The organism is Microbacterium sp. LMI12-1-1.1, from assembly GCF_040676455.1.
GTDB lineage: Bacteria > Actinomycetota > Actinomycetes > Actinomycetales > Microbacteriaceae > Microbacterium.
In genome coordinates, this window is record NZ_JBEGIA010000015.1 from 564,190 (window position 1) to 588,023 (window position 23,834).

The window sequence follows — 23,834 nt, forward strand, 5'->3', positions numbered from 1 at the left end:
GATCAGTTCTCTTCCTTCAGGTTGTGGGGTTCGTTGTCTGCGTTCTGGTGGTGGAGCTGTTCGATGCGTTCTGCGAGGAAGCTCCATGTCCTCCAGAACTCCGCGAGCTGCTCGCGGCCCTGCGTGTTGAGGGAGTACACCTTTCGCGGCGGACCCTTCTCCGAAGGGACCTTCTCGACGTCGACGAGGCCGCGCTGCTCGACCCTGACCAGCAGGGCGTACACCGTGCCTTCGGCGATGTCGGAGAAGCCCTGGTCGCGCAGCCACGAGGTGATCTCGTACCCGTAAGCGGACCGGCCGGACAGGATCGCCAGGACGATCCCCTCCAGCGTGCCCTTGAGCATCTCGGTCTCCTGCTTGCCCATCTCGCACCTCCTCAGTACTCAGTGTTGTTGACTACTGGTAGACAGTAACACTAGGTACCGGTACTTAGCAACACCGAATACCAAACTTCCTCGAAGGCACCGCGAACACAGAAGAGCGGATGCCTCGCGATCGAGGCATCCGCTCTGCGGGATGTTGAAGGTGCCGGTGGTGGGAGTCGAACCCACACGCCCTTACGGGCAACCGAGTTTGAGTCGGTCGCGTCTGCCATTCCGCCACACCGGCCCGCGCGGCATGCCGCGCGTCCGCGAACGACCATACCGTAGGATTCAATGGTGACTGAGCAGGAGCAGACCGCCGCATCGACGGCATCCACCCCCCGCCGCGTCGTGGTCGCCGAGGACGAGTCGCTCATCCGACTCGACATCGTCGAGATCCTCCGCGACAACGGCTTCGACGTGGTCGGAGAGGCAGGCGACGGTGAGACCGCGGTGGCGCTGGCCACCGAACTGCGCCCCGATCTGGTGATCATGGACGTGAAGATGCCGCAGCTCGACGGCATCTCGGCCGCTGAGAAGCTCAGCAAGAACCACATCGCCCCGGTCGTGCTGCTGACCGCCTTCAGCCAGAAGGAGCTCGTCGAGCGCGCGAGCGAGGCCGGCGCCCTCGCCTACGTCGTCAAGCCGTTCACGCCGAACGACCTGCTGCCGGCCATCGAGATCGCTCTCGCCCGCTACGAGCAGATCATCACGCTCGAGGCCGAGGTCGCCGACATGGTCGAGCGCTTCGAGACCCGCAAGCTCGTCGACCGGGCCAAGGGCCTGCTCAACGAGAAGATGGGGCTCAGCGAGCCCGAGGCCTTCCGCTGGATCCAGAAGGCCTCGATGGACCGCCGCCTCACGATGCAGGACGTCGCCAAGGCGATCATCGAGCAGCTCGCGCCCAAGAAGGGCTGACCACACACCTCTTGCAAGAGCGGATGCCTCGATCGAGGCATCCGCTCTTCTCATGTCGCCGGCGACAGCGCCTTGATGTGGTTCGTGATGCGCACGGTCGAGCAGCGGCGGCCCTGATCGTCGGTCATGACGATCTCGTGGACGGTGAGGCTGCGACCGAGGTGGATCGGCGTGCACACGCCCGTGACGTACCCGGAGGTCGCCGAGCGCGTGTGCGTGGCGTTGATGTCGACGCCCACGGCGAGGCGTCCCGGACCGGCATGGAAGTTCGCGTGCATCGACCCGAGCGACTCGCCCAGCACCACGTAGGCACCGCCGTGGAACAGGCCGACGGGCTGCGTGTTGCCCTCGACCGGCATGCGGGCCACGGCGCGCTCGGGCGTGAACTCCAGCCATTCGAAGCCCATCTTCTCGGCGAGAGCGCCGACCCCACGGCCCAGCGCCCATTCGACTCCGTCGACCGCGGCGGGGGAGTGGTCGGGCATGGCTCACCTTCGGATCGGGTCGGCAGTGGGGCGCTGCGACGCGGAAATCGACTGTCGTCGGCCCTGACTAGGCTTGCAGGGTGACGGACTCCGCAAAGCCTACCCTTCTCGTCGTTGACGGCCATTCGCTGGCATATCGGGCGTTCTACGCACTCCCGGTCGACAACTTCTCGACGAAGGACGGGCAGCACACGAACGGGATCTACGGGTTCCTCGCGATGCTGATCAACCTGATCAAGGCCGAGAAGCCGACGCACCTCGCGGTCGCCTTCGACACGTCGCGCCAGTCCTTCCGCACCCGCGAGTACACCGAGTACAAGGCCAATCGCTCCGAGACGCCCTCCGAGTTCAAGGGCCAGATCCCGCTGCTGCAGGACTGCCTCGCGGCGATGAGCATCCGAGTGCTCCAGCAGGAGGACATCGAGGCCGACGACATCCTCGCCACCCTCGCCACGCAGGGCGTCGCGAACGGCTTCCGCGTGCTCGTGTGCTCGGGCGACCGCGACACCATCCAGCTCGTCAACGACGACGTCGTCCTGCTCTACCCGAACGTGCAGGGCGTCTCGCAGCTGAAGCGCTACGACCGCGACGCGGTCATCGAGCGCTACGGCGTGCCGCCCGAGATGTACCCCGACGTGGCGGCGCTCGTCGGCGAGACCAGCGACAACCTGCCGGGCGTGCCGAAGGTGGGCGAGAAGACCGCCGTGAAGTGGCTGAACCAGTTCGGCTCGCTCGACGCCCTCCTCGACGGCGCGGACGCCATCAAGGGCGTCGTCGGCGGCAACCTGCGAGACCACGTCGAAGACGTCCGCCGCAACCGCCGTCTCAACCGTCTCATGACCGACGTCGAGCTGCCGCTCGGCCCCGACGACCTCGAAGTCCAGCCGATGGACGCGCAGGCGGTGCGCGACATCTTCTCGCGGCTCGAGTTCAAGACGCTGATCCCGCGCGTCGCCGAGCTCGCCGGAATCGAGCAGCAGATGGCCGCGGTCACCTCGGCTGCGGCCGAGCTCGCGCCGATCGCGACCGAGCTCGCGCCGGCGGACTTCGCCGCGTGGCTCGCGAACCGCGACGGCGAGGTCGGCGTGACCATCGCCGTCGAGGGCGGTCTGCCGGCACGCATCGGCGTGGCGACGGCGGATGCCGCGGCCGAGGCGTCGTGGAGCGCGGAGCTCGCCGCCGCGCTCGAGCCCTGGCTCGCGTCCGACGCGCCGAAGGCGTTCGCCGACGCGAAGCCCCAGGTGAAGGCGCTCCGCCGCGCCGGCCTGCGCGTGGGCGGCCTGGCCTTCGATGTGATCATCGCCGGCTGGCTGCTGCGGCCGAGCTTCCCCGACAAGACGCTCGCCGATCTGGTCGACCGCTACCTCGACGAGAAGCTGCCCGAGGCCGACCCCGCACAGCTCGTGCCAGAGACCGAGGGCGCCACCACCGGCCAGCTGTCGTGGTACCTGGTGCGCGTCGTAAACGCGGTGCGGGCCGAACTGCCCGACAGCGTCGCGGCCGTGCTCACCGACATCGAACTGCCGACCCTGCACACGCTCGCCGACATGGAGCTCGCCGGCGTCGCCGTCTCGCACGAGAGGCTGTCGGCGTTCTCCGGCGAGCTCGGCGCGCGTGCGGACGCCCTCGCCCTGCAGGCGTACGCCGCCATCGGCCGCGAGGTCAACCTCGGCTCGCCGAAGCAGCTGCAGGAGGTCCTGTTCGACGAGCTGCAGCTGCCGAAGACGCGCAAGACCAAGACCGGGTACTCGACGGATGCCGCAGTCCTGGCCGACCTGCAGGAGACCAACCCGCACCCGTTCCTCGATCTTCTGCTCCAGCACCGCGAGGCGACGAAGCTGCGCCAGATCATCGAGTCCCTCGACAGTGCGATCGGCGGTGACCGCACCACCGGCGCGGACGGACGCATCCACACCACGTACGTGCAGACCGGCAGCCAGACCGGCCGGCTCTCGAGCACAGACCCGAACCTCCAGAACATCCCCATCCGCACCGAGGAGAGCCGCCGCATCCGCTCCGCGTTCGTGGTGGGCGAGGGGTACGAGACGCTGCTCACCGCCGACTACTCGCAGATCGAGATGCGCATCATGGCGCACCTCTCAGAGGATCCGGGCCTGATCGAGGCGTTCAACTCGGGCGAAGACACGCACCGGTTCGTGGGCTCGCGGGTGTTCGGGGTCGCTCCCGAAGACGTCACCCCGGCGATGCGCACAAAGGTGAAGGCGATGTCGTACGGCCTCGTCTACGGCCTCTCCGCGTTCGGGCTCTCGAAGCAGCTGCGCATCGAGCAGGCCGAGGCGAAGCAGCTGATGATGGAGTACTTCGCCCGCTTCGGCGCCGTACGCGACTACCTCCGCTCGTCGGTCGAGCAGGCCCGCATCGACGGCTACACCGAGACGATCTTCGGACGGCGGCGCCCGTTCCCCGATCTCGCCAGCCCCAACCGCGTGCTGCGCGAGAATGCGGAGCGCGCCGCGCTCAACGCCCCGATCCAGGGCAGCGCGGCCGACATCATGAAGATCGCGCTGTTCCACATCCACGACGACTTCGCGGTCGAGCAGCTGCGTTCCCGGGTGCTGCTGCAGATCCACGACGAGCTCGTGATCGAGGTGGCACCGGGGGAGTGGGATGCTGCCGAGCACATCGTCCGCACGCGCATGGGCGATGCGGCGCAGCTGTCGGTGCCGCTCGACGTGCAGATCGGCCGCGGCGACGACTGGAACGCCGCCGGCCACTGATCGGCCGGCGCGGCGCGATCCGCGATCGGACCGGGATTCTCGTTTGTCGGCACCGCGTCTCATGCCTAGGCTCGGAGCCATGACAGACGAAACCCGCACGCCCACGCAGATCGACAAGATCGCTGATGCGTGGGTCGACACCCTCGCCGAACTCGAGCCGACGCTCGCGACCTACATCGGCCGGTCCGAGTACAACGACCGATTCGGCGACTACAGCCCGGCCGGTCAGGAGCGCCTCGTGGAAGAGGGACGCAAGACGCTGGCCGCCCTCGAGGCCTCGGCCGTCGCCGACGACGTCGACGCCGTGACGAAGGACGACCTCTCGAGAGAGATCCAGCTGGAGCTCGACCTGCACGATGCGAAGTGGCATCTGCGCGACATCAACGTGATCGCCTCGCACGCGCAGAACATCCGTTCCGCGTTCGATCTCATGCCGACCGCCACCCCCGACGACTGGTCGGTGATCGCCACGCGTCTCGGCGCGGTCTCCGGTGCGATCGACGGATACATCGCCACCCTCCGCGAGGGGATCGACCAGGGCGTCGTGCCCGCGCGGCGCCAGGTGGTCGAGGTCGCCACGCAGATCGCCCGCTACACCGCCGACGGCGGATTCTTCGCGACGTTCGCCGCCGAGGCGGCTCCCGAGGAGGGTCAGCTCCCGGCATCCCTCGCCCGTGAACTGGCCGACAACGCCAACGCCGCGCGGGTCGCCTACGACGAGCTCGCGTCGTTCCTGAGCGGTGAGCTGGCACCGGCGGCGGGGGAGAAGGACGCGGTCGGCCGCGAGCTGTACGCGCTGCACTCGCGGCGGTTCCTCGGGGCGACGATCGACCTCGACGAGACGTACGAGTGGGGTGTCGAAGAGCTCGCCCGCATGGTCGCCGAGCAGGAGTCGATCGCCGACGAGATCAAGGCCGGCGCCACGGTCGAAGAGGCCGTCGCATTCCTCGAAGAGGACGCGAGCCGCAAGCTCTACGGGACGGACGCGCTGCAGAAGTGGATGCAGGAGACCAGCGATCGCGCGATCGCCGAGCTGGGCAAGACCCACTTCGACATCGCCGAGCCGATCCGCAGCCTCGAGTGCATGATCGCGCCGACGAAGGAAGGCGGGATCTACTACACCGGCCCGACCGACGACTTCTCGCGCCCCGGCCGCATGTGGTGGTCGGTGCCGGAGGGCGTCGAGGAGTTCGACACGTGGCGCGAGCTCACGACGGTGTACCACGAGGGCGTCCCGGGACACCACCTGCAGATCGCGCAGGCCGTGTACAACCGCGCGCAGCTGAACACCTACCGCCGCCTCCTCGCCGGGACCTCGGGGCACGCCGAGGGCTGGGCCCTGTACGCGGAGCGGCTCATGGAGCAGCTGGGCTACCTCTCCGATCCCGCAGACCGGCTCGGCATGCTCGACGGCCAGCGCATGCGCGCGGCCCGCGTCGTGCTCGACATCGGCGTGCACCTCGAGAAGCAGCGCCCCGACGGTCAGGGACCGTGGGACGCCGACTTCGCCCTCGAGTTCATGCTGCGCAACGTCAACATGCCCGACGAGTTCGTCCGGTTCGAGGTGAACCGCTACCTCGGCTGGCCGGGTCAGGCGCCGTCCTACAAGGTCGGCCAGCGCATCTGGGAGCAGCTGCGCGACGAGGTCGCCGAGCGCGAGGGCACCGACTTCTCCATCAAGCAGTTCCACAAGCGCGCGCTGGATCTCGGCGGAGTAGGACTCGACACGCTGCGCATGGCGCTCTCGCGCTGAGTCCGCATCCCGGTCGTTGAGCGAGCTTGCGAGTCGAAACGCAGAGACGATTCGCCCCGGACCCGGCGCAGCCCGTCGGCCTGATGCGTTTCGTCTCGGTCGCTGTGGCGATCCCTCGCTCAACGACCGGAACCGGCGGCGCCCAGCAGTCGCACCACCTCACGGTCGCTCGTCTGCCCGAAGTGGTCGTAGTACTCGCCCACGGCCCAGAAGTCGGACTCGCGGTGGGGGCATACGAAGTCGTCGACGGCGTCCGCCGGTGCGATGAAGCGCTCGGGCGCGACGGGGACGGCGAGCACGACCCGGTCCGGATGGCGAGCCCGCACCGCTCGGCAGGCCGCGACGGCGCTCGCGCCCGTCGCCACGCCGTCGTCCACCACGAGGGCGGTCCGCCCCGTCAGGTCCACGACGCGAGACCCGTAGACATCCGTCCGCCGCGCCAGCTCGTCGCGCTCTGCCGCCTCGACCCGCTCCAGATCCGTCGGTGACATGCCGGCCCAGCGCAGGGCGTCGGGCGTGACGATCCGTACACCTTCGGCGATCGCTCCGACGGCGAACTCCTCGTGCCCGGCCGCTCCGAGCTTGCGCACGACGACGGCATCCAGCTCCAGTCCCAGCGCTTCGGCGACCGCCGCGGCGACGACGACGCCCCCGCGAGGGATGCCCAGGACCACGGCATCCGTTCCTCGCCACTCCACGAGCGCGGTGGCGAGCTCTCGTCCGGCGGCGCGGCGATCCGCGAAGAGGGCCATGCCCACCACGCTACGCTCGCGGCGGCCGTGCGTCTCGGGGAATGCCGTAGCCGCGTCGCAGGTTCATGCAAGCGAATAGAAGGAGAGGGCCATGACCTCCATCGACCCCGCGAGCCTCGAGCTCGGACTCGACACCTTCGGCGACGTCACGCGCGACGTCTCCGGCGAGCTCATCAGCGGCGCGCAGACGATCCGCAACGTCGTCGAGCAGGCCGTCCTCGCCGATCGCGTCGGCCTGTCTTTCTTCGGGGTGGGGGAGCACCACCGCCGCGAGTTCGCCGTCTCCAGCCCCGAGATCGTGCTGGCCGCCGCAGCCGCGCGCACCGAGCGGATCCATCTCGGCACAGCCGTCACCGTGCTCTCGAGCGACGACCCGGTGCGCGTGTTCGAACGGTTCTCGACGCTCGATGCGGTGTCGAACGGCCGAGCCGAGGTCATCCTCGGGCGGGGATCGTTCATCGAGTCGTTCCCACTGTTCGGCTACGACCTGCGCGACTACGAGGCGCTCTTCGACGAGAAGCTCGACCTCTTCTCGCAGCTGCTGACCGAGAAGCCCGTCACGTGGAGCGGCACCTTGCGCGCTTCGCTGGACGCCGCGGACGTGTTCCCCAAGACGGAGAGCGGACTGCGCGCGTGGGTCGGTGTCGGTGGCACGCCCGAGTCGGCCGTCCGCGCTGCCCGGTACGGATACGGACTCATGCTCGCCATCATCGGCGGTCCCGCCGCTCGCTTCCGGCCGTTCGCCGACCTCTATCGCCGGTCGCTCGACACCTTCGACCAGCCGCAGCTTCCGGTCGGGGTGCACTCACCGGGCCACATCGCCGAGACCGACCAGCAGGCGTGGGACGAGGCATACGAGGGTTTCGAGGCGATGAACAATTCGATCGGCCGCGAGCGCGGCTGGCCGACCTATAACCGCCTTCGCTTCCAGCACGACGTCGGCCCCGAGGGCGCGCTGTACGTCGGCTCACCGGAGACGGTCGCCCGCAAGATCGCCGACACCGTGCAGACGCTGGGCGCGTCGCGCTTCGACATGAAGTTCTCGACGGGAACGCTGTCGCACGAGAAGATGCTGCGCTCGATCGAGCTGTTCGGCACCGAGGTCGCACCGCGCGTCCGCGAGATGCTGTCGTAGCGCCCGCTCGGGCTCCGGCATCCGTAGCATGACGCTATGACGGATGCCGGAACCCGCACGTCGACGCTCTCCGAGCGGCTCGACCGACTGCCGTTCACCCGCGTGCACCTGCGCGTGCTCACCGGTTCGGGGATCGGCTGGGCGCTGGACGCGATGGACGTCGGCCTCATCTCGTTCGTGATCGCCGCGCTCGCCGCGCAGTGGAACCTGGTTCCGAGCGAGACGGCGTGGATCGCGTCGATCGGCTTCGTCGGCATGGCCATCGGGGCGAGTGTCGGCGGTCTCCTCGCAGACCGCTTCGGGCGACGACAGGTGTTCGCGCTGACGCTTCTCGTCTACGGCGTCGCGACGGGCGCGAGTGCGCTGGTCGGCGGTCTCGCGGCGCTCCTGGTGCTTCGCTTCCTCGTCGGGCTGGGCCTCGGCGCCGAGCTGCCGGTCGCGAGCACCTACGTCAGCGAGTTCGCCCCCGCCCGGATGCGCGGCCGGCTCATCGTGATCCTCGAGGCGTTCTGGGCGGTCGGCTGGACGCTCGCGGCACTCATCGGCTACTTCGTGATCCCGGCGTCCGAGAACGGGTGGCGCTGGGCGTTCGCGCTCGGGGCGATCCCGGCGGTGTACGCGCTCATCGTGCGCTGGGGGCTGCCCGAATCGGCGCGCTGGCTGGAGCGTCGTGGCCGCTTCGCCGAGGCCGAGTCCGTGGTCCGGACGTTCGAGGTGGCGGCGGGCTCCTCCGCGGCGGCAGCGCCGGCACGCGCCGATGTGCCCCCCGCGGCGGCGACCTCCCTTCGACAGCGCCTGGGCGCGCTGTGGGCCCGCGAGTTCCGCGTGCGCACCGCGTGCCTGTGGCTCGTCTGGTTCTGTGTCAACTTCTCGTACTACGGCGCCTTCATCTGGATCCCCTCGATCCTGGTTGCGCAGGGGTACGACCTCGTGCGATCGTTCGGCTTCACCCTGGTGATCACGCTCGCTCAGCTGCCGGGGTACGCGGTGGCCGCCTGGCTGATCGAGGTGTGGGGGCGGCGGCTCACGCTCTCGGTGTTCCTCGTCGGCTCGGCGGTGTCGGCCGTCTTCTTCGGCACCGCCGCGGGGCCGGGGGCGATCATCGCGGCGGGTATGGCGCTGTCGTTCTTCAATCTCGGCGCCTGGGGCGCGCTGTACGCCGTGACACCGGAGATGTACCCCACCTCGCTGCGGGCGACCGGCACGGGATGGGCTGCGGGTGTCGGACGCATCGCGTCCATCGTCGCGCCGCTCGTCGTGCCGCCGCTGCTGCTCGCCGGCGGTGCCCCCGTGCTCTTCGTCGTGTTCGCCGTCTTCTTCGCCATCGCGGCCGCAGCCGCGTGGGGACTCGTCGATCGTCGCGGCGTCGCGCTCGACGACCGGTGACCGTGGCCGGACGCTCGCTCGGCCGGCCGTAGGCTGGAGCCCGTGGCATCCGTTCGATACGTCGCAATCGGCGACTCCTTCACCGAAGGTGTGGGCGACGAGCTCCCCGACGGGCACGTGCGCGGCTGGGCCGACCTCGTGGCACAGGGCTGGGCCGACGCCGCAGGCGAGCCGATCGAATACGCCAACCTGGCGATCCGGGGCAAGCTCGTGTGGCCGATCGTCGAGCAGCAGCTGGAACCGGCGCTCGCCCTGAAGCCGACCCACCTGTCGTTCAACGGCGGTGGCAACGACATGCTGCGGCCACGGACGAGCATCGCGCACGTCCTCGCCGCGTTCGAGACGGTGGTCCGCCGATGCGATGAGGAGGGCGTGCACCTCATCGTCCTGTCGGGCGCGAATCCCACGGGGCAACTGCCGCTGCGGCGGGTCATCCAGCGGCGCGGCGACCTGCTGTCTCACGCCGTCGAGAAGCGCCTCGCATCGCGCACCGACGTCGTTCAGGCGTACAACTGGTTCGACGAGGAGCTCGCGACCCCGCCGTACTGGTCGGAGGATCGCCTGCACATGAACGCGCGTGGCCATCATCGCGTCGCCGCCCGCGTCCTGGACGCGCTGGGCGTGGAGCCCGTCCCGCAGGAATGGTGGTCGCTGCCACCGTTGCCACCCCGTGGCACCCGTGGCGCGGCGTACTATCGCGAGCACGTCGGCCCCTGGGTGCGCCGTCGCCTGACCGGCACGTCGTCGGGCGATGGCCGCGAGGCGAAGTTCGGGCAGTGGACCGAGTTCGCACCCCGCGCGCACTGACCGACAACGCGACTCACCAGTGCGGCGGGCTCTGCACAGTGCCCCTTGCTCAGGCCGCCTTGCCGGTCACCGCGTAGGTCAGCTCGGCGAAGGCACCGGCCTGGCGCACCGACGTCAATTCGAGGCGGTCCGGGCGCAGGTTGCGGGGAAACAGCGGCTTGCCCGAAGACAGGGTCGCCGGCGCGACGGAGACCCGGATCTCGTCGAGCAGGCCCGCGTCGGCGAACTGGCCGGCGAGATCGCCGCCGCCCACGACCCAGACATCAAGCTCACCCGCCGCCTCGCGGATCGCCGGCCAGACGTCGCGGACCTCTCCGGAGGCGAAACGGATGTCGACGCCCGGCACCACCGGCTGCTCCTTGCGGGAGAACACCCATGTCGGCCGGCTGCCGTAGTACGACGGCCATTTCTCGGGGTGTGCCACGAGGTCCTCGTGCTCCAGCACCCAGCGGTAGGTCGACGAGCCCTGCACGAGCACGCCGATGCCCGAGAGGAAGCGCTGGAAGTCGTCATCACCGCCTTCGCCGCCCGGTGCGGCGAAGAGCCACTCGAGCGAGTCCTGATCGTCGGCGAGGAAGCCGTTGAGCGTAGTGGCGGTGTAGAAGATCACTCGGGGCATGCCGTCACCGTACTCGCCACGTCGGACAGAGTGTTGACGCGTATTCAACCGTTCGGTATTGTACTGATTAGTTGAACAAGGAGGCGAGATGACGGACGCACTGAGCCTGACGTTCTCGGCGCTCGCCGATCCGACCCGTCGGGCGATCCTCGCCCGGCTGAGCGAAGGCGAGGCGACGGTGGGGGAGCTCGCCGCACCGTTCGACATGACTTTCGCCGCCGTGTCGAAGCACCTGCGTGTGCTGGAGGGAGCGGGGCTGGTCACGCGGGGCCGCAACGCCCAGTACCGGCCGGCTCGGCTCGACGCACGTCCGCTGGCGGCGGCATCCGATTGGATCGGCGGCTACGCGCAGTTCTGGGAAGACAGCCTGGGCGCCCTCGATCACTATCTCAACGCCCTGCAGCAGCTGGGCACCCGTACCGACACCCCGACAGGCGGCGACGCCGCACCCACCGAGAAGGAGAACGACAATGACTGAGTACTTCACCGTCACGCGCACACTGCAGGCGCCGCGCGAGCTCGTGTTCGAGACGCTGACGAAGCCCGAGCACTTCGCCGTATGGTTCGGCACGGCGGCCGTCGAGGTGCCGCAGGACACTTTGACGATGGACGTGCGCCCGGGCGGCGCCTTCCGTGCGGTCATGCTGCTGCCGGACGGCAACCGGATCGATTGGGCGGGGGAGTACCAGGTGGTCGAACCGCCCTCGCACCTGGCGATGACGCTCACCGACCAGCCGGGCGACGACGCCGGACTGCCCGTGCTGTTCGACCTGGAGGAGACAGGCGACGGCACCGTGCTGACCATCCGTCAGGACCGCAGCGACTTCTCGGACGAGCAGGTCGCTGCCACCATCGCCGGCTACAACGCGTTCATCGACGACATCGAGGACGTGCTGGCGCAGCTCCAGAGCGTCTGAGGCCACAGCGCCCGGATCAGAGTGCGCCCGGACGGCGCAGTGCGCTCATCGCGAGCGCGCTGCCCGCCCGGGCGCTCTCGCATGCGTCGGCGCCGCTGAGCGCCGCGACGATGTAGCCTGCCGCGAAGGCATCCCCGGCTCCGGTGGAGTCCAGCACGTCATCGGCTCGCTCGACGGCCACAGAATGCGACTGCCCGTCCACGCGGACGAGCACCGGTCGGGCGCCGCGCTTCACCACGTACACACCCTCCGGCTCGACACCGAGTCCGGCCGTCAGGCGTGCCTCATCCTCGTTGGCGAAGACGACATCGGGGCGGACCTGCGCGAGAATGCGTCTCAGCTCCGCACTGCCGAGATCCCGCAGCGTCGCCACGCTCGACAGATCGAGACTGACGCGGGCGCCATCGGCAGCGGCGCGCGTCGCGGCATCCGTCACCGCGTCTCGAGAGCGTGGCGATGCGAAGCCGTACAGCGGCAGATGAACCCACTCGGCGCCGGCCGTCCACGCGGGATCGACCGGGCCGAGCTCCGCCGCCGCACCACGGTCGGTGATCATCGTGCGCTCGCCGGCGGCGTCGACGAGAACGACGATCGAGCCGGTACGGCCCCCGCGCTGCACCTTGACGTCGACGTCCGCGGCCACGAGCTCGCCGACGAGCGCGTGCCCGAGCGTGTCGTCTCCCACGCAGCCGATGAAACGCGACTGATGCCGCGGCGCCGCGGCAGCGGCGACGTTGGCGGCGCTGCCTCCTCGCGTGAGGCGCACCTCGGCAGGATTGTCGGTGCCGCGCTCGAGCGCCGCCCCGCCCAGCACGATCAGGTCGGCGACGAGGTCGCCGATCACCACGATCATCCGGTGGTGTCCGCGAGGGCCAGTGCGATGCGCGCACCGAGACCCACGTTGCCTCGGTACACCTCCACGTTGACGTCGAGGCTGCGACCACCGGTCTCGCGCTGGAGGAAGTCGAGCAGGAACGGCGTCGTGTCGTGGCCGGAGACGCCGCTCGCATTCGCGGCGGAGAGCGCGCGCGCGAGCACATCGTCGTGCAGGGCCGGATCCAGCTGGCGCTCGGCGGCGACAGGGTTGGCGACGAGCAGCGTGGACGAGATGCCGAGGCCGTCGCGCACGCGCGCGATGGCCGCGATCTCGGCGGGGGAGTCGACCGAGTACTCGATGTCGTGCCCCGAGTCGGCGATGTAGAAGCCGGGATAGTCGGTGGTGCGGTAGCCGACGACGGCGAGGTTGAGCGTCTCGAGCCGCTCGAGTGTGAGCGGGATGTCGAGGATCGACTTGACGCCTGCGCTGACGACCACGAGCGGCAGGCCAGCCAGGGTCAGCAGATCCGCGGACTCGTCGAAGGTCTGCGGGGCACCGCGGTGGACGCCGCCGAGGCCCCCCGTCGCGAAGACGCGCAGACCGGCGCGAGCCGCGAGGTATCCGGTCGCCGCAACCGTGGTGCCGGCGCTCAGCCCCTTCACGGCGACGACGGGGATGTCGCGGACGCTCGCCTTGACCACGTCGTCCGCGGTCGAGAGCTGCTCGATCTCGTCGGGGGACAGCCCCACGGTGGGGCGGCCGTCCACCACCCCGATGGTCGCCGGCACGACGCCGAACGCGCGCACACGCGCTTCCGCTTCGAGGGCGACGTCCAGGTTCCGCGGGCGGGGAAGCCCGTGCGTGAAGATCGTGGACTCGAGCGCGAGAACCGGCTCACCGGCCGCGATAGCCTCCCGGACCTCTGCGGCGATGAAGAGGGGAGCGGACACGGGCATCCTTTCGATCCGGACCAGCTGCGGACCCGGATAAGGTCACAGTACCGATCTGACGCCGCGACTCGCCGAGACGTTCTGTTCGACATCGCGCCAGAAGCGGTCAGCGCCGACGACGCGGCGCGCGGGGCGGCTCCAGCCCGAGCCGGATACGGGTGCGCTTGCGCTCGATCACGATGAACGTGCCGCCGAGGAGCCACAGCGGCACCTGCATCAGGAAGGCGATCCGGAAGGCGTCGAGGTTATAGGTCGCCGGCGTGCCGGCGCCCTGCAGGTCGAGCGCGAGGCCGATGAGCAGGATCGCCAGCAGAGCGGCGAGGAAGCCGCCCGCGTTCGTCACACCTGTGGCGGTGCTGAGGCGATGCGATGGGTTGTGGGTGCGCGCGTGGTCGAACGCGATCATGGAGGCGGGGCCACCGGTGGCCAACGCGACCGCCAAGGCGAGCAGCAGCCAGAGCGGCGCCGGTCCCGGATAGGCGATCACCGCGAGCCAGGCGACGGCCTGCACAGCCACCGTCGGAAGAACGAGGGCGCGCGAGCGCAGGTGCGGCACCCGCCGCGAGATCTCACCCATGATCGGTCCCAGCGCCATGCCCACCACCACGTACAGCGACATGATCGAGGCGGCCTCTGCCGTCGTGCGCCCTTCGCCCGCGGTGAGGAACGGCATGCCCCACAGCAGCACGAACGCGGTGCCGGCGAACGGAGTCGTGAAGTGCGACCAGAACGCGAGTCGCGTGCCCGGGTGAGCCCAGGCGGCACGGATGCCGACCCCGGTGTCGACGGACGATGTCACGACCCGTATCGCACCGGTGTCGGTGTCGACCGACACGTCCTCGTCGCGGTCGGGCGGGTGATTGCGGATGAGGAGGAACACGAGGATCGCGAACAGCACGCCGAGACCGGCGATGCTGCCGAACGTGATCGTCCACGACGTGGCGTGCAGCAGCGCGGCGAGGGGGATCAGCGCGACCAGCTGGCCGGACTGCCCGACGATGCCGGTGAGCTGCACCATGATGGGTCCTCGCTGGGCGGGGAACCAGGTGGCGATGAGACGCAGCACGCCGGGGAAGATCGCGGCGTCGCCGGCGCCCAGCAGCATGCGCGCCAGGATCGCGACCCCGACGCTGGGGGAGATGGCCATGGTGAGCTGGCCCACCGCCATCAGCAGCATCCCCACCGTCATGATCGGGCGCGCGCCATAACGGTCCAGCAGCACCCCGATGGGGATCTGCATGCCGCCGTAGACCGCCAGCTGCACGACAGCGAACAGTGACAGGGTGGCCGCGTCGGCGTCGAAGCGGGCGGCCGCGTCGACGCCGACCGCGCTCAGTGACGAGCGGTTGGTGATCGCGAGGACGTACGCGGCGACCCCGACCGTCCAGATCGCCCAGGCTCGCAGTCCCGGCCCCGTCGCTCGGGGACGGGACAGACTGTGCACCATTCCACAGTAGTCACCGCCGCGGATGCCGCGATCGTGACCGAGCAGCTCGGACAGCGCACGCGGAACCGCTGTCACACCAGGGGACGCATGCGTCGTCTGTCAACCCCCTCTTCCGTCACGCGCCGATGCGCCAGCGTAGGTGTGGGACAACGCGTCCCGAGCTAGGGGAGGGCTGATCGCCGCGCCCCGGAAAGGACACCTCGCATGAGTATCGGAGCAGGCATCGCCCTCTTCGCCATCGGCGCGATCCTCGCGTTCGCGGTGAACGTCGAAGTCGAGTGGGTGAATCTCGACATGATCGGCTACATCCTCATGGGTGCCGGAGCCGTCATCTTCATCGTCGGCATCGTTCTGCTGGCGCGCCGCCGCCGGTCGGAGTCCGTCACGCACACGGCGGTCGACCCGACCGTCAACGAGCGTGTGACCCGCCAGAGCACGAGCACGACGGACGACGCAGCCGGACTCTGACGGACACGCCTGACCGCGGGCGCGATGGCGCGCCCGCGGTCAGTGCTGTCCGGCCCCCGCGCCGGGTGGGACGGGCTCCAGCTGTGCCCGGAGGCCCTCTAACCCGTGAAGCTCGACAGCGGCGCCCAGGCGCTCGGTGTGGTCCGACCGAACGGACTCCCATCGCTCGCGCGACATGACATAGCGATTGTGAACGACGGCGGCGCCTTCACGGGCCACGTGGAACGCGCCATCCCGGTCGTAACCCACACGCTTGGAGACCGCGTTCGAGGCACCGTTGTCGGCGAACGCCCCCGACATCGCCTCTCGCGCATCGAGACCCTCGAAGGCCAGGTGCAGCGCCAGCATCCGCATCCGGGTGCCGATGCCGCGTCCCTGGTGGGCGCGGCCGAGCCACGATCCCGTCGTGACGCTCCGCAGCACCGGCCACTCCTTGGCGGTGAGCCCCTGGATCCCCACGGGCACCCCGTCGTGCAGGACGGCCAGTTCGAGGACGAAGGCCTCCGGCGAGATCCGATTGCGGATTCCCCATTGGTAGGCGAGCACGCTGCGCGCGACCTCGTCGGCCGAGCCACGCGACCACGGGTGCTCGAACGGCATCGCCTCGGGATCATGGATGCCGCGCCCGGCCAGGTCGGCGAGCTCGAGCAGGAGGTCGTCATCGATCCAGCTCAGCTCGAGGTCGCCGGCACTCACGCGAACGGCTGAGGCGGGCCAGAGACGGGTGAGGACGTCGGAGTGCGGCATCCCGGAAGTCTGCCAGACGGCGCCCACTGACGACCTCGTCAGCTCGCAGTCGGCCCACAGCGTCACCACCAAGGTTTGGGGTCGACGCGGCGCAGTCCGCCGGTCGTCACGAGGACGGCCAATCGGCGAGAACGCTGCGCGCCCTGCCCGCCACGGTGTTGAGCAGCCGCTCTGCCGCCGCCACGTCGCTCGCCGGAAGGTCGCGCCAGATCGGCGCCGCGGCCGAGTCGACACGGGCCCGGAGATCATCGAGCAGGCTCTGCCCAGCCGGGGAGAGACGCTCGCCGGTGATGAGCCCCCGGGCGGTGAGCGAAGCCACGATCGGCTCGGCGTCGGCGAAATGCGCCCGATCGACGAGGAGCCCGACCAGTTCGATCCGCCCGTCGTTCTGGCCGGCCAGCCGGAGGGTGACCCATTGCTGTTCGGTGAGGCCGGTGCTGTCGAGGACGCGGGCGAGCACGGCGCCGAGGGCCTTTTCCGTCTCGCCCAGCAGCTGTGGTCCGAAAGGCGTCATGAATGATCCTCTTTCGTTGGGTTGCCCAACGATATCCATTGTTGGCCATCCCAACAACTCTTATGCTGGATCGCGTGCTGACTCGAGTCGTCGACCTGCCCACCTGGCTGCTCAGCCGAGCGAACGCGCGCGCGCAGGAGATCCTGCAGCGCGCCTTCTCGCCTTTCGAGCTGCGGCCCGTGCACTACCGCACCCTGGCGGTGCTCGACGAGCATGGGGGAGTGAGCCAGGTCGAGATCGGTCGCCATCTCGATCTCGACCGCAAGGACGTCGCTGTCGCACTGGACAACCTGTCGGCCCGTCAGCTGGTCCGACGTGGGCCGGATCCGACAGACGGGCGCCGCAACATCGTCAACCTGACCGATACGGGCCGAGAGCTGCTGCCGCAGCTGGAGGAAGCACTGGCAGCTGCACAGCGGGACGTCGTCGCGCCACTGTCCGGCGAAGAGTGGGAGATGCTGGTCGCGCTGCTCAGGAAGCTGCAGCCCTCTTGCGAGGTAGTCGCCGCCCGGATCGCAGGCGACCTCGCAGACCCCGCAACAGGGGTGACCACGTGAAGCGATGCTGTGATGGAAGCTCGAAGCGCTCACGCGATGCTGGCTCGCCTTCAGCTCAGGCTTTCGCGCCCCGTTACAGTTGGTCGGTATGCCCGAATCGGACGACACCGCAGTGCTCTTTGACGTCGACGGTACGCTCGTGGATGCGGTTGACAATCAGCGGCTCATTTGGGCGCAGTGGGCCGATCGGTTCGGCCTGGACCGCGAACAGGTCTACGCGCTCGCCCTGCGAACGCGTCCCGCCGAGACGGTCGCCCGATTCCTCCCGCATCGGGACCGCGCGGCTGCGCTCGAAGAGTTCCAGCGACTCGAGGATGACGATGTTCTCAAGGGGGACTACCGAGCGTTCGCGGGCGCAGAACGGTTGCTGAGAGAGCTCGAGATCGGCCGATGGGCACTGGTAACTTCCAACCTTCGCCGACGGGTGGAGGGCCGTTTCCGGCGGTTGCAGCTGCCGATTCCGCCGGTGATCGTGGACGCTGAATCCACGACGCGCGGGAAGCCCGACCCTGAGCCGTACCTCGCAGCAGCAGCCGAGCTGCGGGTCAGCCCCGCTCGGTGCCTCGTCATCGAAGACTCACTCTCCGGAGTCACTGCCGGCCTGACCGCGGGAATGACCGTCTGGAGCGTGAACAGCAGAATCCCTCCGAGCGGCGCGCACCAGCACTTTCCCGAACTAGCGGATGCAGCAGCCCGCATCCTCCGGTTCGTTGCCTAGATGTTGACCGCCGGGCGGCCCACCGGGCCGGCGACCCGCCCGGCAGCCCCTAGCTCGGTACCCGGTCAAGGAAGCCGAGCACCTGCTCGATTCGGCCGGCATCATCGGTCTTGACGACGTCGAACCCGATGACCACAGGCTCGGCATCGACGGGCCCGAGCCCCCACTGGAACCGGACCTGATGATGATGCGCGTCGGGTGCACCGACAAGCGAGAAGACGAAGCCAGGAAACTGACAGCGCACAGCCGCGATCGTGGCCCCTATGGCTTCGCGGCCCGCGGCCTCCGCGAGGGGGTCGATGTACCAAGCAGACTCCGACCAGTGCTCACCGAGCAGTTGCGAGCGGGTGGCATCATCTGCCGCGTTCCAGGTTGCGAGGTAGCGTTCGACTGGGGTGTTCATCGGGCGTCCTTCCGGTGCGTTGCGCGACCTCGTGCCGCGGCGTTGATGCCCATCGTCCGCGTTCGCACGTCAGCAAGTCGATTACCTCGGACGTCATCGGTATCAACCACAAGCGTCGCTAGAGTCGGGAACCATGACCGCTTTGCGTGACGCCGACGTGGGAACCCTGCTCCGCGGATGGCGGGAGCGGCGCCGACTCAGCCAGCTTGATCTGGCGTCGCGAGCAGAGGTCTCCACGCGGCACCTCAGCTTCGTCGAGACCGGGAAGTCCAGTCCCACCCGCGAGATGATCGACCGACTCGCGACGCACCTCGACGTACCGCTGCGGGAGCGGAATCATCTGCTGCTGTCCGCGGGCTTCGCCCCGCAGCATCCCGAACGCACCCTCGACGCACCCGAGCTCCTCGCGGTGAGCGCGGCGCTCGGTCGGATCCTCGACGCGCATCTGCCGAACCCCGCCCTCGTGCTCGACAGGTGGTGGGACATCGTCGATCGCAACTCCGCCACCGACTTTCTGCTCGAGGGCTGTTCCGGTCACCTGCTCGATCCTCCGGTCAACGCCGTGCGGCTTTCGCTGCACCCCGAAGGACTCGCTCCACGCATCCGCAACCTCGGTCAATGGCGCGCACATCTGATCGGTCAGGTCTCGGCTCGGGCTCAGCGCACAGGCGACGCGCGCCTGCGCTCGCTCGCCGACGAAGTGACTGCGTACCCCGGCGAAGCGACCGGCACCCCCGGCGCGGGCGATGTAGTGATCCCACTCATACTTTCAATGCAACCAGGCGACCTGAGCTTCTTCAGCATCTCGGCCGCGGTCGAATCAGCCCTCGACGTGACCGTCGACGAACTTCGTATCGAGGCCTTCTACCCGGCCGACGAAGCGACCGCCAGACACCTCGAACACGGTGGCACCCCGACGACCGAAGGGCGACAAGCGCGCGCGGATCCCTTGTGATGCCGTCGGGCGCGCATCCCGCGCCGTTTTCGGCCGATCGTGTTGGCGGTCGCAGGTGCTGGTGCGGAGCCGGGGGAGTGGTCGGTTCGAGAAGAGACTCGAGGTCTTCGGTGACGACGCAGCGGGCGCATGCGCTGCCGCGGACGGGTTCTGCCTCGGCTTCGCAGCGCACGCACCGCATCTCTGGGCAGGTGTTGCCCCGACGCCGCGACGCACGATGGCGCGGTCGGTCCCGAAGAAGACCCGGTCAACGCCATTTCAGGGAGAGGGTGCGAGCGACATCCGTTTCTGCAGCGATCGCGGTTCTCGCGGGTAGTACGAACTCGAACTGACATAATGTGCATTATCGGCGCATGAAGGAAGTCCAGCCCATTGCGCCCCTTCCGGCCCGGCACTAGAGATAGGCCATGACAGAAACCTCTTCCGGCGCCCGGCCGCTGCCGGAGACCACCGACCGCGCCGAGTGGCAGAGCCGACTCGATGGCCTGCTTGTAAAAGAAAAGGCGCACACGCGCGCCGGTGACGAACTCGCTGCAGAACGTCGCCGGCTGCCGATGGTCGAGGTCGATCCGACGACGCCGGTGATCGGCGCCGATGGTCCGATCCCGCTCATCGAGGTCTTCGAGGGGCGTTCCCAGGTGATCGCGTACTTCCACATGTGGCATGACGGGAAGCCTGCGGCCGGGCAGTGCGTCGGGTGCACGTTCTCGACCAGCCACATGAACGAGTTGTCGTACCTGAACTCGCGCGACATCACTTACGCGACGTTCTGCGAGGGCCCCTACGAGGCGAGCTCGCGCTACCGGGACTTCATGGGCTGGACGATGCCCTGGTACGCCGTGCCCGTGGAGTCGCTCGACCGATTGGTCGCCGGCCGGGAGTTCGGGATGCTGGTCTGCTACCTGCGCGACGGCGACCGCGTCTACGAGACGTACTGGACGACCGGTCGCGGCAACGAGCGCATGGCACCGTCATACGCGCTGATGGACCTCACCGTGTACGGCAGGCAGGAGTTCTGGGAGGACTCCCCCGCCGGCTGGCCGAAGCAGTTCGACACACGCGGACAGCAGATGAGTCTCAAGGGCCGTCCGACGGCGCAGTGGCCCCGTATCCGCGCCGGCCACGGCGACGATCTCGGCGAGGCGGCGGAGAGCTCCCCGGAGCACGCTCATCACCACTGACATCCGGTGGGATGCCCGAGGACCATCCGCCGCCGAGGTCCCGCTCAGACCACCCAGGCACCGTCCCGCATGAGGACGCGTCCGGCCAGCTCGTTCGACTCGCGCCACGCCTGGATGCGCGTCGGTCGCAGAATGAGGAACACGTATCCGGCGAGTCCGCGCGGATCCCAGTCGGCCTGTGCCGCGTACGCGCCGCCCAGCGACTCGTCGTCGTCGACACCCGCCGACCGCTCGAGTACGGCGTCGATCATCGCGACGTCGCGGGTGGGTCCGATCGCCAGGCGAGCTATCCCTGATGCCGCGATGTTGCGGGCCGTCACCGAACGCTCCTCGAGCGCGATGACCGCACGGTCGTCGATCCACGCGAGCGACAGCGGAACGAGGTGCGCCGCCGCCTCGGGCGACGCGGTCGCCACCCAGACATCGGCTGCCGGCGCTGTCAGCGCGGTGAGCAGATCGACCTTGCGCGTCGCGCGGTCACGGGGTTCAGGCATCCATGGCTCCCTTGGTTCGGCGCGTGCCAGTCTGTCAGACGGCGACGCGCGATTGGCACCCGAGAGAACGATTTCCTAGGCTCGGACCATGCTGGAGTCGCTCACCGGGTTCGTCGTGGTGGGCGTGGCGATCCTCGTCGGGTGGATCCTGGGCCGCATCGACCTCCTCGGCGAGCACGCGCGGCCGGTGCTCGCGCGGCTGACGTTCTTCGTGCTCTCACCTTTCCTGCTGTTCGTCGTGCTGGCGCAGGCGGATGTGCAGACCCTCTTCTCGGCGCTGCTGCCCGTGTCGGCGATCGCCGCCGTGGCAGTGATCCTCGCGCACGCCTTCATTGCGCGCATCGCCTGGCGGCGCTCGATCGGCGAGACCGTGATCGGCGCACTGAGCGCCGGCCAGGTGAACTCCAACAACATCGGCATCCCGCTCTCGCTGTACCTGCTCGGCAGCGCCGCATATCCGGCGCCGGTGATCCTGATGCAGCTCCTCGTGTTCACCCCGATCACGATGGCGATCCTGGATGCCGTCACCACCGCCCGCGCGTCGCTGTGGCGCGCCATCGCGCGCGTGGCCACGAACCCGATCGTGCTCGGCTCGGTGCTCGGCACCCTCGTCTCGGTCTCGGGCATCGAGCTGCCGCCGATCGTGATGGAGCCCGCGGTGCTCATCGCGAACGCGTGCGTGCCGATCCTCCTGATCGCCTACGGCATCTCGCTGCACGGGCAGCGCGTGCTGGCGCCCTCGGGCCGCCGGCGCGACATCGTGCTCGCCAGCACCCTGAAGCTCGTGGCGATGCCGGTCATCGCCTGGGCCGTGGCGGAGTTCGTCTTCGGCCTCTCCGCGCACGACGTACTGGTCGTCACGGTGCTCGCCGCCCTGCCGACAGCGCAGAACGTGTTCAACTACTCGCAGCGCTACGACGTGGGCGAGACGATCTCGCGCGACACCGTCTTCCTGACGACGATCGGCTGCGTCCCCGTCCTCATCCTCGTGACGCTGCTGCTGGGTTAGCGCGCGCTGCTCGCTGTGTCAGGGGCGGACGAACTCGTGCAGGGTTCCCACGACGAGCCGCACCCCGCCCTCGTGCCGGAGCACGGTGAACAGCGTGTGCGTGCAGGTGCGGCAGCGCACAATCGCCGCCGCCTCATCGATCTCGACGATCGCCTCGGCGACCGGGGCGCCTTCCCGACATCCGCCGCATACCGCGATCAGAGCCGTGACGTCGGCCTCGAATACGTCCCACAGCAGCCCTGCGGCCGCATTGCCGTCGACCGTGCTGGTCGCGATCTCCGCGCGCATCACGCACCTCCGAAACGTTCGGTCCTGATCCGGGCAGGCGGATGCCCCAGCCCGACGAGCGCGTCCGCGACGTGCTCGACGAAACCCGTCGGGCCGCACACGTAGACGATCGGCTCCCGACCCGGCTCCCACGTGGCGGCACGGAGCACGTCATCGTCGACACGTCCCACGCGTCCCTGCCAGCCGCCGGGTGCGCCGCGCGTGTACCTCCAGGTGAGGCCCACTCCCCCGTTGCTCGACTGACGCTCCAGCTCGTCGCGATATATCGCGTCTTCCGCCGTGCGCACCGAATACAGGAGCCGGATGGATGCCGCGGCTCCGGCATCCGTCGCCGCCCGTACGATCGCCATCAGCGGCACGATGCCCGAGCCGCCCGCGATCAGCTGCACCGGCTCCGCTCCCCCGGGCCGCCAGACGAAGTAGCCGCCGAGCGGACCCTTGACCTCGAGCTCGTCGCCGGGCCGCACGTCGCGCACGAGGTAGGGCGACACCTCTCCGTCGGGGATCTCGTCCACGGCGAGCTCGATGGTCTCGCCGGGTCCGTACGAGCCGATCGAGTACGACCGCACGGCCTGATAGCCGTCCTCGGCCGTGAGCCGGATGTCGACATGCTGTCCGGCGTCGTTCCCGGGCCAACCGGGAACCTGGAGATGCAGCAGGCGCGCGGACGGCGTCGCACCGACGGCCTCGACCACACGAGCCGGCTGCCAGCCTCCCACCGTCACCAATATCGCTCCTCGGTCCAGGGGTCACCGTGCATGTTGTAGCCGTTCTGCTCCCAGAAGCCGGGTTCGTCGTCGTCCATCAGCGTGAGTCCGCGCACCCACTTCGCGCTCTTCCAGAAGTAGAGGTGCGGCACGAGCAGTCGCGCCGGTCCGCCGTGCTCGGGGTCGAGCGGTTCGCCGTCGAACTCGAACGCGACCCACGCCCGGCCTTCGCGCAGCTCGTCGAGCGGGATGTTCGTCGTGTAGCCGCCGTACGAGTGCGCCATGGCGTAGGCCGCATCCGTCTCGACCTCGTCGAGCAGGGTGTCCAGGGACACGCCCCGCCACGACGTGCCGAGCTTCGACCAGCGCGTGACGCAGTGGATGTCGGTGTCGACGTCCTCGATGGGCAGCGCCTGGAACTCGTCCCACGTCCAGGAGGTCTCCGCACCCCCCTCGGTGCGGATGCCGAACCGCCACTCACCCAGGTCGATGCGGGGCGTGGGCCCCGCCGACAGCACGGGGAAGTCCTCGGTCAGGTACTGGCCGGGCGGCAGTCGCGGATCGCTTTCGCGACGCCGTGCTCCGAAACCCCTCGAGACGACGGCCATCGAAACCCTCCTCCTGCGCTCCGAACGGACGCGCATGATCACGGATACGCTCCGCCCACGGTAGCGCGGCGCGGCCCGTCGGGGCGATGGGCATCCGGC

At 69.1% G+C, this 23,834-nt stretch carries 28 protein-coding genes and 1 tRNA gene; 14 read left to right on the forward strand and 15 right to left on the reverse strand.

The genetic code is table 11. The features are described from left to right. Positions 1-2: 2 nt before the first annotated feature. Both MRBLMI12_RS16630 and MRBLMI12_RS16635 read right to left on the reverse strand, forming a co-directional pair. A complete protein-coding gene (locus MRBLMI12_RS16630; protein ID WP_349427583.1) occupies positions 3-365 on the reverse strand; it encodes a PadR family transcriptional regulator in 363 nt (120 codons plus the stop codon). A gap of 161 nt (positions 366-526) precedes the next feature. Next, positions 527-609, reverse strand: a tRNA-Leu gene (locus MRBLMI12_RS16635). A gap of 47 nt (positions 610-656) precedes the next feature. On the opposite strand from MRBLMI12_RS16635, the gene MRBLMI12_RS16640 reads away from it, so the two are divergent. After that, positions 657-1,280, forward strand: coding sequence for an ANTAR domain-containing response regulator (locus MRBLMI12_RS16640; protein ID WP_109209425.1), 624 nt, complete (start codon positions 657-659; stop codon positions 1,278-1,280). Positions 1,281-1,330: 50 nt separating this feature from the next. On the opposite strand, the gene MRBLMI12_RS16645 is transcribed toward MRBLMI12_RS16640, so the two are convergent. Then, on the reverse strand, positions 1,331-1,765 hold the full coding sequence (locus tag MRBLMI12_RS16645; RefSeq protein WP_363357411.1) for a PaaI family thioesterase: 435 nt from the start codon (positions 1,763-1,765) through the stop codon (positions 1,331-1,333). A gap of 80 nt (positions 1,766-1,845) precedes the next feature. On the opposite strand from MRBLMI12_RS16645, the gene polA reads away from it, so the two are divergent. Next, a complete protein-coding gene (gene polA / locus MRBLMI12_RS16650; protein WP_363357412.1) occupies positions 1,846-4,503 on the forward strand; it encodes a DNA polymerase I in 2,658 nt (885 codons plus the stop codon). 79 nt (positions 4,504-4,582) lie between these two features. Continuing rightward, a complete protein-coding gene (locus tag MRBLMI12_RS16655) occupies positions 4,583-6,256 on the forward strand; it encodes a DUF885 domain-containing protein (protein ID WP_363357413.1) in 1,674 nt (557 codons plus the stop codon). 119 nt (positions 6,257-6,375) lie between these two features. On the opposite strand, the gene MRBLMI12_RS16660 is transcribed toward MRBLMI12_RS16655, so the two are convergent. Further along, positions 6,376-7,008 carry a phosphoribosyltransferase gene (locus MRBLMI12_RS16660; protein ID WP_363357414.1) on the reverse strand — a complete coding sequence of 211 codons (633 nt, stop codon included), beginning with the start codon at positions 7,006-7,008 and terminating at the stop codon, positions 6,376-6,378. Between the two features lie 91 nt (positions 7,009-7,099). Between MRBLMI12_RS16660 and MRBLMI12_RS16665 the strand changes: the two genes are divergently transcribed. The 3 genes from MRBLMI12_RS16665 to MRBLMI12_RS16675 are packed head-to-tail and all read left to right on the forward strand — an operon-like array spanning position 7,100 to position 10,336. Continuing rightward, complete coding sequence (locus tag MRBLMI12_RS16665; RefSeq protein WP_363357415.1) at positions 7,100-8,143, forward strand: LLM class flavin-dependent oxidoreductase; 1,044 nt, start codon at positions 7,100-7,102, stop codon at positions 8,141-8,143. A gap of 36 nt (positions 8,144-8,179) precedes the next feature. Next, on the forward strand, positions 8,180-9,529 hold the full coding sequence (locus MRBLMI12_RS16670; protein WP_363357416.1) for an MFS transporter: 1,350 nt from the start codon (positions 8,180-8,182) through the stop codon (positions 9,527-9,529). A 42-nt stretch (positions 9,530-9,571) separates the two neighbouring features. Further along, on the forward strand, positions 9,572-10,336 hold the full coding sequence (locus MRBLMI12_RS16675; RefSeq protein ID WP_363357417.1) for an SGNH/GDSL hydrolase family protein: 765 nt from the start codon (positions 9,572-9,574) through the stop codon (positions 10,334-10,336). 49 nt (positions 10,337-10,385) lie between these two features. On the opposite strand, the gene MRBLMI12_RS16680 is transcribed toward MRBLMI12_RS16675, so the two are convergent. Then, entirely contained in the window at positions 10,386-10,955 is a 570-nt protein-coding gene (locus MRBLMI12_RS16680) for a dihydrofolate reductase family protein (RefSeq protein ID WP_363357418.1), read from the reverse strand. 88 nt (positions 10,956-11,043) lie between these two features. On the opposite strand from MRBLMI12_RS16680, the gene MRBLMI12_RS16685 reads away from it, so the two are divergent. Further along, positions 11,044-11,433 (forward strand): ArsR/SmtB family transcription factor, encoded by a 390-nt coding sequence (locus MRBLMI12_RS16685; RefSeq protein ID WP_363357419.1) that lies wholly within the window; start codon positions 11,044-11,046, stop codon positions 11,431-11,433. After that, positions 11,426-11,872: an SRPBCC family protein gene (locus MRBLMI12_RS16690; RefSeq protein WP_349427593.1), complete on the forward strand. Its 447-nt coding sequence runs from the start codon at positions 11,426-11,428 to the stop codon at positions 11,870-11,872. Before MRBLMI12_RS16685 ends, MRBLMI12_RS16690 begins: the two co-directional genes overlap by 8 nt. A gap of 16 nt (positions 11,873-11,888) precedes the next feature. Here the strand turns inward: MRBLMI12_RS16690 and MRBLMI12_RS16695 are convergent, their stop codons facing one another. The 3 genes from MRBLMI12_RS16695 to MRBLMI12_RS16705 form a co-directional block, all read right to left on the reverse strand. Then, positions 11,889-12,725 (reverse strand): carbohydrate kinase family protein, encoded by an 837-nt coding sequence (locus MRBLMI12_RS16695; RefSeq protein WP_363357420.1) that lies wholly within the window; start codon positions 12,723-12,725, stop codon positions 11,889-11,891. After that, a complete protein-coding gene (locus tag MRBLMI12_RS16700) occupies positions 12,722-13,645 on the reverse strand; it encodes a pseudouridine-5'-phosphate glycosidase (RefSeq protein ID WP_363357421.1) in 924 nt (307 codons plus the stop codon). Before MRBLMI12_RS16700 ends, MRBLMI12_RS16695 begins: the two co-directional genes overlap by 4 nt. A gap of 100 nt (positions 13,646-13,745) precedes the next feature. Next, entirely contained in the window at positions 13,746-15,083 is a 1,338-nt protein-coding gene (locus MRBLMI12_RS16705; RefSeq protein ID WP_363357422.1) for an MFS transporter, read from the reverse strand. Positions 15,084-15,290: 207 nt separating this feature from the next. Between MRBLMI12_RS16705 and MRBLMI12_RS16710 the strand changes: the two genes are divergently transcribed. Then, on the forward strand, positions 15,291-15,554 hold the full coding sequence (locus tag MRBLMI12_RS16710; protein WP_363357423.1) for a DUF6458 family protein: 264 nt from the start codon (positions 15,291-15,293) through the stop codon (positions 15,552-15,554). 39 nt (positions 15,555-15,593) lie between these two features. Here the strand turns inward: MRBLMI12_RS16710 and MRBLMI12_RS16715 are convergent, their stop codons facing one another. Both MRBLMI12_RS16715 and MRBLMI12_RS16720 read right to left on the reverse strand, forming a co-directional pair. Continuing rightward, positions 15,594-16,301: a GNAT family N-acetyltransferase gene (locus MRBLMI12_RS16715; RefSeq protein WP_363357424.1), complete on the reverse strand. Its 708-nt coding sequence runs from the start codon at positions 16,299-16,301 to the stop codon at positions 15,594-15,596. Between the two features lie 106 nt (positions 16,302-16,407). Next, entirely contained in the window at positions 16,408-16,815 is a 408-nt protein-coding gene (locus tag MRBLMI12_RS16720) for a helix-turn-helix domain-containing protein (RefSeq protein WP_363357425.1), read from the reverse strand. Positions 16,816-16,817: 2 nt separating this feature from the next. Between MRBLMI12_RS16720 and MRBLMI12_RS16725 the strand changes: the two genes are divergently transcribed. Together MRBLMI12_RS16725 and MRBLMI12_RS16730 are read left to right on the forward strand one after the other, a co-directional pair. Continuing rightward, entirely contained in the window at positions 16,818-17,372 is a 555-nt protein-coding gene (locus MRBLMI12_RS16725; protein ID WP_363357426.1) for a MarR family winged helix-turn-helix transcriptional regulator, read from the forward strand. 88 nt (positions 17,373-17,460) lie between these two features. Next, on the forward strand, positions 17,461-18,090 hold the full coding sequence (locus MRBLMI12_RS16730; protein ID WP_363357427.1) for an HAD family hydrolase: 630 nt from the start codon (positions 17,461-17,463) through the stop codon (positions 18,088-18,090). A gap of 49 nt (positions 18,091-18,139) precedes the next feature. Here the strand turns inward: MRBLMI12_RS16730 and MRBLMI12_RS16735 are convergent, their stop codons facing one another. Beyond that, positions 18,140-18,493: a nuclear transport factor 2 family protein gene (locus MRBLMI12_RS16735; RefSeq protein WP_363357428.1), complete on the reverse strand. Its 354-nt coding sequence runs from the start codon at positions 18,491-18,493 to the stop codon at positions 18,140-18,142. 133 nt (positions 18,494-18,626) lie between these two features. Between MRBLMI12_RS16735 and MRBLMI12_RS16740 the strand changes: the two genes are divergently transcribed. Further along, the gene (locus MRBLMI12_RS16740; protein WP_363357429.1) at positions 18,627-19,448 is read left to right on the forward strand and encodes a helix-turn-helix domain-containing protein; all 822 of its coding nucleotides are present in this window, start codon (positions 18,627-18,629) and stop codon (positions 19,446-19,448) included. A gap of 407 nt (positions 19,449-19,855) precedes the next feature. Beyond that, complete coding sequence (locus MRBLMI12_RS16745; protein ID WP_363357430.1) at positions 19,856-20,629, forward strand: DUF899 family protein; 774 nt, start codon at positions 19,856-19,858, stop codon at positions 20,627-20,629. A gap of 44 nt (positions 20,630-20,673) precedes the next feature. Here the strand turns inward: MRBLMI12_RS16745 and MRBLMI12_RS16750 are convergent, their stop codons facing one another. After that, a complete protein-coding gene (locus MRBLMI12_RS16750) occupies positions 20,674-21,123 on the reverse strand; it encodes a pyridoxamine 5'-phosphate oxidase family protein (protein ID WP_363357431.1) in 450 nt (149 codons plus the stop codon). A gap of 88 nt (positions 21,124-21,211) precedes the next feature. Here MRBLMI12_RS16750 and MRBLMI12_RS16755 point away from each other — a divergent pair, with 88 nt between their 5' ends. After that, positions 21,212-22,132 carry an AEC family transporter gene (locus MRBLMI12_RS16755; RefSeq protein WP_363357432.1) on the forward strand — a complete coding sequence of 307 codons (921 nt, stop codon included), beginning with the start codon at positions 21,212-21,214 and terminating at the stop codon, positions 22,130-22,132. 18 nt (positions 22,133-22,150) lie between these two features. Here the strand turns inward: MRBLMI12_RS16755 and MRBLMI12_RS16760 are convergent, their stop codons facing one another. Genes MRBLMI12_RS16760 through MRBLMI12_RS16770 form a run of 3 tightly spaced genes read right to left on the reverse strand, consistent with a single transcriptional unit; the run spans position 22,151 to position 23,735 of the window. Continuing rightward, positions 22,151-22,420: a DUF6510 family protein gene (locus tag MRBLMI12_RS16760; protein WP_363357433.1), complete on the reverse strand. Its 270-nt coding sequence runs from the start codon at positions 22,418-22,420 to the stop codon at positions 22,151-22,153. Then, positions 22,420-23,145, reverse strand: coding sequence for a ferredoxin reductase (locus MRBLMI12_RS16765; protein WP_363357434.1), 726 nt, complete (start codon positions 23,143-23,145; stop codon positions 22,420-22,422). The genes MRBLMI12_RS16760 and MRBLMI12_RS16765 overlap by 1 nt, the downstream gene beginning before the upstream one ends. Continuing rightward, on the reverse strand, positions 23,142-23,735 hold the full coding sequence (locus tag MRBLMI12_RS16770) for a sulfite oxidase-like oxidoreductase (protein ID WP_363357435.1): 594 nt from the start codon (positions 23,733-23,735) through the stop codon (positions 23,142-23,144). Before MRBLMI12_RS16770 ends, MRBLMI12_RS16765 begins: the two co-directional genes overlap by 4 nt. Between the last annotated feature and the right edge of the window lie 99 nt (positions 23,736-23,834).

Excerpts from the sequence above, each read along its gene's own strand:
- MRBLMI12_RS16630 (WP_349427583.1), bottom strand. The coding sequence starts at position 365 with ATGGGCAAGCAGGAGACCGAGATGCTCAAGGGCACGCTGGAGGGGATC.
- MRBLMI12_RS16640 (WP_109209425.1), top strand. The coding sequence starts at position 657 with ATGGTGACTGAGCAGGAGCAGACCGCCGCATCGACGGCATCCACCCCC.
- MRBLMI12_RS16645 (WP_363357411.1), bottom strand. The coding sequence starts at position 1,765 with ATGCCCGACCACTCCCCCGCCGCGGTCGACGGAGTCGAATGGGCGCTG.
- MRBLMI12_RS16655 (WP_363357413.1), top strand. The coding sequence starts at position 4,583 with ATGACAGACGAAACCCGCACGCCCACGCAGATCGACAAGATCGCTGAT.
- MRBLMI12_RS16660 (WP_363357414.1), bottom strand. The coding sequence starts at position 7,008 with ATGGCCCTCTTCGCGGATCGCCGCGCCGCCGGACGAGAGCTCGCCACC.
- MRBLMI12_RS16665 (WP_363357415.1), top strand. The coding sequence starts at position 7,100 with ATGACCTCCATCGACCCCGCGAGCCTCGAGCTCGGACTCGACACCTTC.
- MRBLMI12_RS16670 (WP_363357416.1), top strand. The coding sequence starts at position 8,180 with ATGACGGATGCCGGAACCCGCACGTCGACGCTCTCCGAGCGGCTCGAC.
- MRBLMI12_RS16680 (WP_363357418.1), bottom strand. The coding sequence starts at position 10,955 with ATGCCCCGAGTGATCTTCTACACCGCCACTACGCTCAACGGCTTCCTC.
- MRBLMI12_RS16685 (WP_363357419.1), top strand. The coding sequence starts at position 11,044 with ATGACGGACGCACTGAGCCTGACGTTCTCGGCGCTCGCCGATCCGACC.
- MRBLMI12_RS16690 (WP_349427593.1), top strand. The coding sequence starts at position 11,426 with ATGACTGAGTACTTCACCGTCACGCGCACACTGCAGGCGCCGCGCGAG.
- MRBLMI12_RS16695 (WP_363357420.1), bottom strand. The coding sequence starts at position 12,725 with ATGATCGTGGTGATCGGCGACCTCGTCGCCGACCTGATCGTGCTGGGC.
- MRBLMI12_RS16700 (WP_363357421.1), bottom strand. The coding sequence starts at position 13,645 with ATGCCCGTGTCCGCTCCCCTCTTCATCGCCGCAGAGGTCCGGGAGGCT.
- MRBLMI12_RS16710 (WP_363357423.1), top strand. The coding sequence starts at position 15,291 with ATGAGTATCGGAGCAGGCATCGCCCTCTTCGCCATCGGCGCGATCCTC.
- MRBLMI12_RS16715 (WP_363357424.1), bottom strand. The coding sequence starts at position 16,301 with ATGCCGCACTCCGACGTCCTCACCCGTCTCTGGCCCGCCTCAGCCGTT.
- MRBLMI12_RS16720 (WP_363357425.1), bottom strand. The coding sequence starts at position 16,815 with ATGACGCCTTTCGGACCACAGCTGCTGGGCGAGACGGAAAAGGCCCTC.
- MRBLMI12_RS16725 (WP_363357426.1), top strand. The coding sequence starts at position 16,818 with ATGATCCTCTTTCGTTGGGTTGCCCAACGATATCCATTGTTGGCCATC.
- MRBLMI12_RS16730 (WP_363357427.1), top strand. The coding sequence starts at position 17,461 with ATGCCCGAATCGGACGACACCGCAGTGCTCTTTGACGTCGACGGTACG.
- MRBLMI12_RS16735 (WP_363357428.1), bottom strand. The coding sequence starts at position 18,493 with ATGAACACCCCAGTCGAACGCTACCTCGCAACCTGGAACGCGGCAGAT.
- MRBLMI12_RS16740 (WP_363357429.1), top strand. The coding sequence starts at position 18,627 with ATGACCGCTTTGCGTGACGCCGACGTGGGAACCCTGCTCCGCGGATGG.
- MRBLMI12_RS16745 (WP_363357430.1), top strand. The coding sequence starts at position 19,856 with ATGACAGAAACCTCTTCCGGCGCCCGGCCGCTGCCGGAGACCACCGAC.
- MRBLMI12_RS16750 (WP_363357431.1), bottom strand. The coding sequence starts at position 21,123 with ATGCCTGAACCCCGTGACCGCGCGACGCGCAAGGTCGATCTGCTCACC.
- MRBLMI12_RS16755 (WP_363357432.1), top strand. The coding sequence starts at position 21,212 with ATGCTGGAGTCGCTCACCGGGTTCGTCGTGGTGGGCGTGGCGATCCTC.
- MRBLMI12_RS16760 (WP_363357433.1), bottom strand. The coding sequence starts at position 22,420 with ATGCGCGCGGAGATCGCGACCAGCACGGTCGACGGCAATGCGGCCGCA.
- MRBLMI12_RS16770 (WP_363357435.1), bottom strand. The coding sequence starts at position 23,735 with ATGGCCGTCGTCTCGAGGGGTTTCGGAGCACGGCGTCGCGAAAGCGAT.